Source organism: Stenotrophomonas sp. SPM, assembly GCF_003105135.1.
Classification (GTDB): domain Bacteria; phylum Pseudomonadota; class Gammaproteobacteria; order Xanthomonadales; family Xanthomonadaceae; genus Stenotrophomonas.
The window spans coordinates 1-10474 of record NZ_QETL01000123.1; the positions used below are offsets into that span (position 1 = coordinate 1).

Sequence of the window (10474 nt, forward strand, 5' to 3'; positions counted from 1 at the left end):
GGTTGAGGGGGTGTGAGCGCCATGGATGGCGCGACCAAGCCTCCATGGAAGGATTTACGGCGTCCCCCTCAACCGGACCCACCCCGCCAACCCTCAGCAAACCGGCTTTTGATGTTGACGTTGACGTTGATTCTGCAGGTGCAGGGCTGCAAGCCCTGCCAGAACACCTCCCCTCAGCTCTCGCAGCCGGCGAAGAGGTCGCGGTCGCGTTCGTACAGTGCAGTCTTCACCTGCATCAGCCCCAGCACCGACGGGAACAGGTTGTCGTGGTCGGTGTGCGCCGCCGAACGCTTGCGCAGGCACTGCAGGTCCAGCCCGCGGCTGCGGGCGAAGCCCGGCGAGAACCACATCGTCATCGGCACGCTGGTCTGCTCGGCCGGAGCGATCGCGTACGGTACGCCGTGCAGGAACAAGCCCTTCTCACCCAGCGATTCGCCGTGGTCGGACAGGTAGATCATCGCCGTGTCGTAGTCCTGCAGGCTCTGCAGCGTGCCGATCGTCTTGCTCAGGAAGTGGTCGGTATACAGCACCGCGTTGTCGTAGCTGTTGACGATCTGCTCGCGCGAGCAGCGGCCGATGTCACGCGTATCGCAGGTCGGCTTGAAGCGCGCGAAGGCGGCTGGGTAGCGCTCGAAGTAAGCCGGGCCATGGTTGCCCAGCTGGTGCAGCACCACCACCCGATCGCCCGGCTTGGCACGCACCTGCGTGGCCAGGTCCTGCAGCAGGATCTCATCCATGCAGCGGCCATCGGCGCACAGGCCCGGCGTGGTCGCGTCGGACAGCGACTGGAAATCAAGGCCTTCGCAGACGCCCTTGCAGCCGGACTGGTTGTCACGCCACAGCGGTGTGACGCCGGCGCGGTTCAATACGTGCAGCAGCGACTGGTGCGCGCGGATCTTCTTCTCGTCGTACTCGTGGCGGCCCCAGGGCGAGTACATGCAGGGCAGCGATACTTCGGTGCTGGTGCCGCACGAATGCATGTCCGGGAAATTGATCACCGGTGCCTGCGCCAGTTCCGGGGTGGTGTTGCGCCCACCGTTGAGGCCCCAGTTCTGCGCACGCACGGTTTCGCCCATCACGATCACCAGCAGCCGCGGCTTGCTGGTCGGCGCGCGCGGGGGGGCCTTGGCATCGGTGCCGATCGGCAGCTTCGGCGCGTGCTGCACCGGGTTGTCGCTGCGCAGCGCACGCGGCAGGCCCAGCAGCACGTTGGCCGGGGTGGCGAGGTAGCGGACCTCGCGCTGGTTGCGCATCAGCGCCGAGACATCCTGGAACGAGATCAGCGCGCCACCCACGGCAGTGACCGCCGCCACCAGCAGGAAGCCCACGCGCCACAGCAGGGTGCGGCCCCAGCTGCGGCGGCGCAGTTCCACCCGCCACAGCAGCACCATCGGCAGCACCGCCAGCAGCAGCACCGGCCAGACCAGCGAGGCCGTCATCAGCTCGCGGCTTTCCTTCGGGTCGGTGGCCAGCACGTTGCGCAGCATGTCCGCATCCAGGTAGATGTGGAACTGGCTCATGTAGTGCGCGGCGAAGGCGGTCACCAGCAGCAGCGCACTGGTCACGACCTTGGCATTCCAGCGCCAGACCAGGATGCCCAGCAGCACGCCGTGCGCGCCAAGCAGCAGCAGGAACAGCGACAGTGCGTAGCGCAGGCTGCCGGGATGGCTGGCCATGGCGCTGTGCCAGAACAGGCCGTTGCCGGCGACGGCGAAGAACAGGCTGGTCAGCGCGATCAGCGCTTCGGTGGACAGCTGTGGGCGCCATCGGTGAAGGCTGGCGAGCGCCGGCAGGCGCAGCGAACGTTGGACCGATGCATTCATGCACGCGCCTCCTGGCGGGTCGGACGTTCCAGCGTGCGCCGGGCCAGCAGCCGCTCCGTGATCAGGAACAGGCCCAGCGACAGCAGCCAACATAGCAGGGCCGTGGCAACGTCATGCGAAAGAAAATGGGCGCCGCGCAGCTGCTGGCTGATGCCGAACACCAGGCCGCTGCCGAGGCCGATCCACAGCCCCGCCCAGCGCCACAGCGGGCGCCAGAGCAGGGCGAAGAAGTACAGGCACAGCCAGGCATAGCCGGCGCTGGCATGGCCGGCCGGGAAACAGGCGCGCGCGGGCATGCCCTCGGGGCGGCTGGCCAGCAGGCCGATGAAGGGCTCGTGGCCGCCATAGCGCAGCAGGTCCCAGGGGCAGTCCATCGGCACCAGCGCCTTCAGCAGAGAGATCAGGCCGGTGCCCAGCGCCATCGCCACCACCACATAGAGCAGCGCCCAGCGCAGGGTGCGGTCGCGGCCGCGACGCCAGTGGTGGAAGCACAGCAGGATCGCCACCAGTGCGGCCGCCGTGCTCAGCCACTTGCCGCCCTTGTGCACGACCGCGCGGGTCAGCCAGGCATCCTGCAGTGCCCAGTGGCCGCCCTCCAGACGGAACAGGTGGTCGGCCACCCACTGGTCCCCCCCGAAGCCCATCAACAGCACGAACAGCGGAACGCCGACGGCCAACGGCAGCAGCAGGTGCGTCAGTGCGAAACGCGATGCCAGCCACGAAGGTGTGAAGGCAAAAGCCGGGACAAGGGGACGAGCGGGCATGCGGGAAGGGGCCATGGCAGGAATCCGCGGCCATGCTCGTCACCTTCATGTCGGAGAAGGGTCGTACATCTGTTCGCGCCGGGTTAACGCGGCCCCGGCGCGAGCCAGCGTTCAGTCTTCTTCTTCTGAAGCACCGGCACGTTCGGCATGGCAGCCGGCGTCCCAGGCACTGCCCGGCAGCAGCTGCCAGCGGTTCCGGTTGGCGATGCCGATGTCGATCACCTGGGCCGGATCGACGCAGGGGCTCATGGCCTTGTCCAGCACCAGCACCCAGCGCTTTTCCGGGGCCTCGGCCAGCCACGGGCCGGCATCGTGCCACTGCTCGGCCCAGGGGCGCTTGAAGCCGAACTCACGTACCCGCCGGTCGGCCTGCAGCAGGTTCTGTTCGCGCCATGCGACCAGCGCCAGCTCGGCATCCGGACCGATCCGCTTGCCGACGCGCTGCATCAGCGCCGAGGCCGAGGCGTAGGGGTCCAGCGTGGGCATCAGCACCAGCCCATACAGCATCCACAGCATGCCGTGGGTCAGCAGCACCAGCAGGGCCGCATGACGCACCCGCAGCCAGACCGACAGCGTGGCCACGGCAATGGCGAAGACCAGCAGGCCATTGCCCAGCACCGGCAGCAGCGAATCGGGCATCGCCCGTCGCGCCAGTTGGGCCTGCACCCAGTGGCTGTCGGTCATCATCATCACGCCCAGCGTGCCGGTGGCCAGCATCAGCACCATGCTGTAGCCGAACAGGTAGCGGCGCACGCACAGGCGGCGCAGCAGGCCCGGCAGCAGCGGGGCCACGGCCAGGGCCATCGCCGGCAGCATTGGCAGCACGTAGACCTCGCGCTTGCCCGGGCTGGCGCTGAAGAACAGCAGCACCAGCAGCGCCCAGCCCAGCAGCAGCCACTGCCGGCGGTCGCCGCGGCGCAGGCGGTGCCACCAGGGTTTGGCCAGCAGCGGCAGCAGCAGGCTGCCGGGCAGCCACAGCGTCAGGATCACCTGCAGGTAGTACCAGACCGGCTGGCGGTGGTGCCAGGCGTTGGCGTAACGGGTGCCGGTCTGCTTGAACAGCAGCTCGTGCGCATACGACTGCAGCGATGCGCTGGGTTCGTGCAGCAGGGCCCAGCCCAGCGGCGCCAGCCACACCGCCGTACCCAGCAGGAAGGCCGGCAGCAGCCAAAGCAGGGTGGCCGGGTGCGGGCCGGACACGGCCTGCCCGCGGCGGCGCTGGTGCAGCCACCAGCCCAACCACGGCAGCACCATCAGCAGCGGCAGGAAGCCCACACCCTTGGTAACCGTTCCCAGGCCAGCGGCGAAGCCAGCCAGCCACAGCGCAGGCAGGTTGCGGCGTTCACTGAGGTGGCGCAGCAGGCCCCACAGGGCCACGGTGGTCATCGCCACCAGCACCATGTCGATCTGTGCGCGCTTGGCCATCAGCCCGAACTGCAGCGTGCAGAACAGCGCCGCCATCGCGTACAGGGAATGCCGTGGCGACCACAGCCGTCGCGCCAGGTCCGAGACCAGCCACAGGCTGAGCAGGGCCGCCAGCAGCGAGGGCAGCAGGAACGACCACTGCCAGCTGCCGACCACCTGGTGGGCCACCGCCTGCAGCCACATGAACACCGGCGGCTTTTCCGCGTAGAGCTCGCTGCCGCGGTGCGGCAGCAGCCATTCCCCGCTGTCGACCATGGCCCGCGCGGCCAGCACGAAGCGCGGCTCGTCCGGCGGCTGCGGCTGGCGCATGCCGATGCCGGCGCCCAGCGAGACAATCATCAGCACCCAAAGCAGGGGCAGGAACCAGCGGCGGGGCAGGGCTACGGGCACAGCGGGCTCCGGGAGCAAAACGGCCATTGTCGGAAACAGGGCGTTGGAAAGGCGTCGGAGGCAGGCGCAGGGCGACCGCATTCCGACATGGTCAGCGCTACCATGGTACGAACTTCTGTGGACATTCCGTGCATGCGCCTGTTGGTGATCGAGGACAACCGCCAGTTGGTGGCCAACCTGTTCGACTATTTCGAGTCGCGCGGGCACGTCCTCGACGTGGCCCCCGATGGCATCACCGGCCTGCACCTGGCCGCCAGCCACCCCTACGACGCGGTCATCCTGGACTGGATGCTGCCACGCATGGAAGGGCCGGAAGTGCTGCGCCGCCTGCGTACGGACCAGGGTTCGGAAGTGCCGGTGATCATGCTGACCGCCCGTGACGAGCTGCCGGACAAGATTGCCGGCTTCCGCGCCGGTGCGGATGACTACCTGACCAAGCCCTTCGCCCTGCCCGAACTGGAGGTGCGGCTGGAGGCCCTGCTGACGCGCGCGCAGGGGCGCAACCCGCGCAGGCGCCTGCAGGTGGCCGACCTGGTGCTGGACCTGGCGACCCTGGAGGCCCAGCGCGGTGGCCACGCGCTGCATCTCTACCCGGCCTGCCGCAAGCTGCTGGAAGTGCTGATGCGGGCCAGCCCCGGCGCGGTTACCCGCCAGCAGCTGGAATTCGCCCTGTGGGGCGACGAGCCGCCGGATGGCGACCTGCTGCGTTCGCACGTCTACGAACTGCGCCGCAGCGTGGATGGCCCCTTCAACGACAAGCTGATCCATACCCTGCCGCGCGTCGGCTACCGGTTGGCGGCCAGTGGCAGTGCAGGCAGTGGAAGCGATGAAGAAAGCGCCTAAGCCGGGCCCGCTGTACCGGCGTGTGATCGGCTGGCTGCTGGGCTACCTGGCGCTGATCTCGCTGGCGGTGTTCAGCGTGGGCAACTACGTGCACGAGCATGCCGAGCATGCCGCTTGGCGCGCGCTGCTCAATTCCGAACTGGACAGCATCGTCGAGCACACCGAGCACGAGCCGCAGTACCACTGGCAGGATTCGGACACCCTCAGTCTGTACCGCTTCGACGAAGCGAACATGCCTGAAACCCTGCGCGACCTGCACCCGGGCCTGCATGACGGGGTGATGGTGGGTGAGCGCGAGACGGCGGTGATGGTCCGCGACACCGGCACGATGGGGCGGGTCGCCCTGGCGCTGGACATCTCCGACTTCCACGACCTGGAACAGTTCGCCACGCGCTGGGTGATGCTGGCCGGCATCATCATGGTGTTCGTCACCGTGCTGATGGCCTCGTTCGGCATGGAACGCGTGGTGCGCCCGCTGAGCCTGCTGGCCCAGCACATCGGTGCGCTGCGGCCGGGCGAGCAGGGCCAGCGCGTCGACGTCGACCCGCGCGGCAGTTCGGAACTGCACACGATTGCCGACGCACTCAATGACTACCTGGATCGCAACGAGCAGTTCGTCGAGCGCGAGCGGGTGTTCATCAGTACGGCCAGCCACGAGCTGCGCACGCCGATCGCGGTGATGACCGGTGCGGCCGAGCTGGCGCTGGAGCAGCCGGGCCTGCCCGAACGCGCGCGCCAGCAGATGCAGCGCGTGCTGCGTACCGCGCAGGGCGTGGAGCAGCTGATCGAGCTGCTGCTGGTGCTGGCCCGCGATCCGGCCCGGCTGGCCGCGCGCGCCGAGCGCATCGCGCTGGACCAGCTGCTGCCGGAGATCGTCGACGACCATCGCCACCTGCTGGGTGACAAGGACCTGAGCATCGGCATCCAGGCCGCACCGGTGGACATCGTCGCGCCGCTGGCGGTGGTGCAGGCCGCGATCGGCAACCTGCTGCGCAATGCAATCGAGAACAGCGGGCGGGGCCACATCGAACTGCGGCTGAGCGCGCAGGCGGTACTGACCCTGCAGGACCCGGGCCATGGCATGGCACCGGAAGAGATCGCCGCCATCCACGCGCGCATGGCCCGTGGCGAACGCGCCGACCGCGGTGGCATCGGCCTGGACCTGATCGCCCGCCTGTGCGAGCACCTGCGCTGGACCCTGCACCTGCAGCCCGTCGAGCCGCGCGGCACCCTGGTCACCCTCGACTTCGGCGCGTCGCGTCCCGGCTGACCGACCAGAGCAATCACCGCCCTTTCGGGCGCTCCACGTGCTGGTCGATCAGGATCACGTTGCCGTCCGGATCGGCCAGCTGCAGATACCCCGTGCCCTGTCCGTCCGGATCCGTGCGCGTGGTCAGCTCGATGCCCTGTGCATCCAGCGCCTCCTGCAGTTCGCGCACATCCTGGAACTCGCCCAGCTCCTGCCGGAACTGGTCCCAGCCCGGGTTGAAGGTCAGCAGATTGCCTTCGAACATGCCCTGGAACAGGCCGATGACGATGCCGCCATTGCGCAGCACCAGCCAGTTGCGTGCGGCATCACCGCCGGTCACCACGAAGCCCAGCGCTTCGTAGAACCCACGCGAGGCCGCCAGATCCTTCACTGACAGGCTGACCGAGAAAGCACCCAGTTGCATGACCTGCTCCGATGGCGATGGGCTGATTCTGCGCAGGTCGTGGTGCCGCGGCAAGCAGCGCAGCATGACCCGGCGTGAAGGCGATGTTAACCTCGGGCAGCGCCGCATCCTGCGGCGTTTTTTTCCGCTCTTTCGATCGACAGAGGATCCCATGCCGACCGAACCCGCTACTGCCCTGATCAGCAACGACATCGTGGGCCTCGGCCTGATTGCCGCCACTCTTGCCCTGATCTTCTGGGCGGCCAATGGCCCGACCCCGCTGCTGAAGAAGATCTTCGCCTGGGTGCCGGCCCTGCTGCTGTGCTACTTCATCCCCGCCATCTACAACACCGCCGGTGTCATCGATGGCCACAACACCGCGCTGTACAACCCGGTGGCCCGCGACGTGCTGCTGCCGGCCGCCCTGGTCCTGCTGACCCTGTCGATCGACCTGAAGGGCATCGCCAAGCTCGGCCCGAAACTGCTCGTGGTGTTCTGCGCCGGTACCGCCGGCATCGTGCTCGGCGCCATCGTCTCCTTCCAGACCATGAAACTGATCCACCCGGAAACGGTGGCCGGTGACACCTGGGCGGGCATGGCCGCGCTGGCCGGCAGCTGGATCGGCGGTGGTGCCAACATGGTGGCCATGCGCGAGGTGTTCGGTACCGACGCCACCACCTTCGGCCAGTTCGCGGTGGTCGACGTGGCCTGCGCCAGCCTGTGGATGGCCATCCTGCTGTTCCTGGCCAACCGTGCGCAGCAGATCGATACCCGCAACGGCGCCGATACCCGCGCCATCGATGAAATGAAGGCACGCATCAGCGCCTACGACGCACAGAACGCCCGTATTCCCAGCATGACCGACCTGATGATCATCGTCGGCGTGGCGCTGGGTGGCGTCGGTCTCGCCCATGCAATCGCGGCGCCGCTGGCGGGCTGGTTCAAGGCCAACGTCAGCTGGGCCAGCCAGTTCAGCCTGGACAGCCAGTTCGTCTGGGTCATCCTGCTGTCCACCGCGATGGGCCTTGGCCTGAGCTTCACCCGCGCGCGCCGGCTGGAAGCCGCCGGTGCCTCGCGACTGGGCACGGTGTTCCTGTATTTCCTGATCGCCTGCATCGGCATGCAGATGAATCTGCTGTCGCTTCTGGACCGGCCTTGGCTGTTCCTGTTGGGCGCGATCTGGATGGCAACGCATGTGCTGGTGCTGTGGGTCGTGGCCAAGCTGCTGCGTGCGCCGCTGTTCTTCTTCGCCATCGGCTCGCAGGGCAACATCGGTGCGGCGGCGTCGGCACCGGTGGTGGCGGCGGCATTCCATCCTTCGCTGGCGCCGGTGGGCGTGTTGCTGGGCACGGTGGGCTATGCCACCGGTACCGGCCTGGCCTATGTCACCGGATTGATCCTGAAGTGGATGGCCAACGCCTGATCACGCGGGGCTGCAGCGCCGAGCCCATGCTCGGCGGCTGCAGGGCCTGACGCATGCGCCTGCCGCTGCCGGAACTGTGCGGCGGATAACGGAATGTCGGGCGCGTGCCACGTAGCGTGGCGGCATGCGTCGCGTGGGGAAGCGGGGGGCTCGCGGCGCAGCCTCCGCTGGCGGCTGCCAGCTTTCCCGACAGGTATGTTCATGACGAATCAATGGATGTTTCGTGCATCGGCGCTGCTCGCGCTGATGCTGGGCAGCGCTTCGGCGCTGGCACAGGCCCCGCTGCAGGCGCGGCCCGCCGATGTGCAGGCAATCTCCGATGCCAGTGCGCGCGAGGTCGCCGCGCTGATCGCGCAACCGGGCTTCGCCGACACCGCGCTCTCGGCCCTGCGTGCCGCGCCGGAACGCGGCGTGGCGCTGCAGCAGGTGGTGACGCGCTTCGATCCGCAGGCGCGTACGCTGGCCAGCAGCAGCCTGGCCCGGCAGGACGGGCAGCTGCGGCTGCGCAAGGGCCTGCCGGAGCAGGGGCCCTCTCTGCTGCAGCTGCGTGCCTACGTGCCCGAAGGCACGTCGCTGGATGCCGTCGCGCCGCGCCAGCTGTGGGTGGCCAGCCTGCCGCGTGGCAATGACCGCGACTGGACCACGCTGAACGCCTACGACGCCCAGGGCCGTGCACATTTACTGGACGCGAGGCAGGCCCCGGATTTCCCCGTGCTGATCGTCGATGTCGACACCCGCCGCTCGGTGGCCGAGGGAATGGCCCTGGTCAACGCCGGGCTTCGCGCGCGTGGCCTGCAGTCGCCAGAGCGCATCAGCCTCGCGGCCAATGGCGCCAGCGCGTCGCTGGACATCACCCGGCTGGACCGCATCCGCCTGGCCGATGACCAGGAGCCGTGGGCCTTGGGCGCGGCGGAGGTGTTCGCTATCGTTTCCGGCCTGCAGGTCGACACGACCGAGCCGGAAATGGTCACGGTCGACATGCCGTACCTGGACTATGACAACACCGATTACACCCCGCAGCAGGCACTGGTGATCTGGGGCAACTACCGGTTCAACGCGGCCAACGTGCAGTTGTTCGAGGATGACGGCGACACCAACTATCAGGAGCTGCTGGTGGCCCTGACCACGGGCGTGAAGACCGCGCTGGGGGCGTTCGCGCCGGAGTATGCGGTGATTGCCGACATTGCCGGTGCGATCCTCAAGGCCATGCCGACGTCCTGGTTCGCCAACGACATCGACTACCTGGACAGTTTCTACCTGCTGCAGCGTGGGCAGGCGTACACCGATCGCATGGGGGCGGCCAACAACGCCAAGGTCACCCTCACGCCCATCACCCTGGTGGAGTAGGGCAGCAGGGCTTGCAGCCCTGCACCTGCTGGTAGTGCCGGCCGCTGGCCGGCAACCTCAAGATCAAGAGCCGAAGCTGCATTCCGTGGGATGGCGGGGTGGGTCTGGTTGAGGGGGACGCCGTGAACCCGTCCATGGGGGCTTGGTCGCGGCATCCATGCCGCTCAAACCCCCTCAACCGGACCCACCCCGCCTTCGACAGTTGGCCGCGATCTGTCGGGACGGCGTTCTGCTCTGGTGGGTGCCGACAGTTGGTCGGCACGGGGTCGGATCCCGTTGCGAGGCAACGGGCTCTGACCCCAGTGGAGGCGTCATTTCACCGGCGTCGGTTTTTTGGCCTATGGCTGCAGGGTCCAGCGGCCGGAATTCTGGCGCTGCCGGGGTGCCAGCGGGCCGTCGTGCTGGGTATGGATGAAGCGGCCCTGGTGGTCGGTCAGGCAGGTCAGCAGCAGGGTGCAGCGGGCGGGACCGGTCGGGTGGTTTTCGGCCATCTGGATGCCTGGCCAGGCGCTGGTAGCGGTAGCTGCCGCCGATGCGCAGGCCTGTGCCACGGATGTCCAGCACGTACTGGTTGCCGGCAAAGCTGACCTGCACCGGGTCGCTGAGGTTGGTGAACTGCCGTTGTTCAAGCGTCGTGGGTAGGCTGTAGTCGGCAGCGCTGGCCAGGGCGGAACAGAGCAGGGCGGCAATCAGGGGCAGGCGGTGCATGGCGGAACCTCCTTGGGATGGTCCGGTCATGCTCGGCAGTGGCGCGTGCTGTTGCCTGTAGGACTACGTGCAAATGCAAAGGGGTCGGAGCCCTTTCCG

At 68.1% G+C, this 10474-nt stretch carries 9 protein-coding genes; 4 read left to right on the forward strand and 5 right to left on the reverse strand.

The features are described from left to right. Positions 1-173: 173 nt before the first annotated feature. From DCO49_RS17790 to DCO49_RS17800, 3 genes are all read right to left on the reverse strand, one after another. A complete protein-coding gene (locus DCO49_RS17790; protein ID WP_116865129.1) occupies positions 174-1823 on the reverse strand; it encodes a phosphoethanolamine--lipid A transferase in 1650 nt (549 codons plus the stop codon). Continuing rightward, the gene (locus DCO49_RS17795) at positions 1820-2587 is read right to left on the reverse strand and encodes a phosphatase PAP2 family protein (RefSeq protein ID WP_116865135.1); all 768 of its coding nucleotides are present in this window, start codon (positions 2585-2587) and stop codon (positions 1820-1822) included. The genes DCO49_RS17790 and DCO49_RS17795 overlap by 4 nt, the downstream gene beginning before the upstream one ends. Positions 2588-2698: 111 nt before the next feature. Continuing rightward, positions 2699-4402: a glycosyltransferase family 39 protein gene (locus tag DCO49_RS17800; RefSeq protein ID WP_116865130.1), complete on the reverse strand. Its 1704-nt coding sequence runs from the start codon at positions 4400-4402 to the stop codon at positions 2699-2701. A 132-nt stretch (positions 4403-4534) separates the two neighbouring features. Here DCO49_RS17800 and DCO49_RS17805 point away from each other — a divergent pair, with 132 nt between their 5' ends. Both DCO49_RS17805 and DCO49_RS17810 read left to right on the forward strand, forming a co-directional pair. Beyond that, positions 4535-5245, forward strand: coding sequence for a response regulator transcription factor (locus tag DCO49_RS17805; RefSeq protein ID WP_116865131.1), 711 nt, complete (start codon positions 4535-4537; stop codon positions 5243-5245). After that, positions 5229-6515, forward strand: coding sequence for a HAMP domain-containing sensor histidine kinase (locus DCO49_RS17810; protein WP_116865132.1), 1287 nt, complete (start codon positions 5229-5231; stop codon positions 6513-6515). Before DCO49_RS17805 ends, DCO49_RS17810 begins: the two co-directional genes overlap by 17 nt. A gap of 13 nt (positions 6516-6528) precedes the next feature. On the opposite strand, the gene DCO49_RS17815 is transcribed toward DCO49_RS17810, so the two are convergent. Beyond that, the gene (locus tag DCO49_RS17815) at positions 6529-6918 is read right to left on the reverse strand and encodes a VOC family protein (RefSeq protein WP_108769603.1); all 390 of its coding nucleotides are present in this window, start codon (positions 6916-6918) and stop codon (positions 6529-6531) included. 151 nt (positions 6919-7069) lie between these two features. Here DCO49_RS17815 and DCO49_RS17820 point away from each other — a divergent pair, with 151 nt between their 5' ends. Together DCO49_RS17820 and DCO49_RS17825 are read left to right on the forward strand one after the other, a co-directional pair. Continuing rightward, positions 7070-8320 (forward strand): DUF819 family protein, encoded by a 1251-nt coding sequence (locus DCO49_RS17820; protein ID WP_116865133.1) that lies wholly within the window; start codon positions 7070-7072, stop codon positions 8318-8320. Positions 8321-8536: 216 nt separating this feature from the next. Further along, positions 8537-9667 (forward strand): DUF3103 family protein, encoded by a 1131-nt coding sequence (locus DCO49_RS17825; RefSeq protein WP_165835751.1) that lies wholly within the window; start codon positions 8537-8539, stop codon positions 9665-9667. 338 nt (positions 9668-10005) lie between these two features. Here DCO49_RS17825 and DCO49_RS20575 read toward each other — a convergent pair whose 3' ends face one another. After that, a complete protein-coding gene (locus DCO49_RS20575) occupies positions 10006-10158 on the reverse strand; it encodes a hypothetical protein (protein ID WP_243402772.1) in 153 nt (50 codons plus the stop codon). Positions 10159-10474 lie beyond the last annotated feature (316 nt).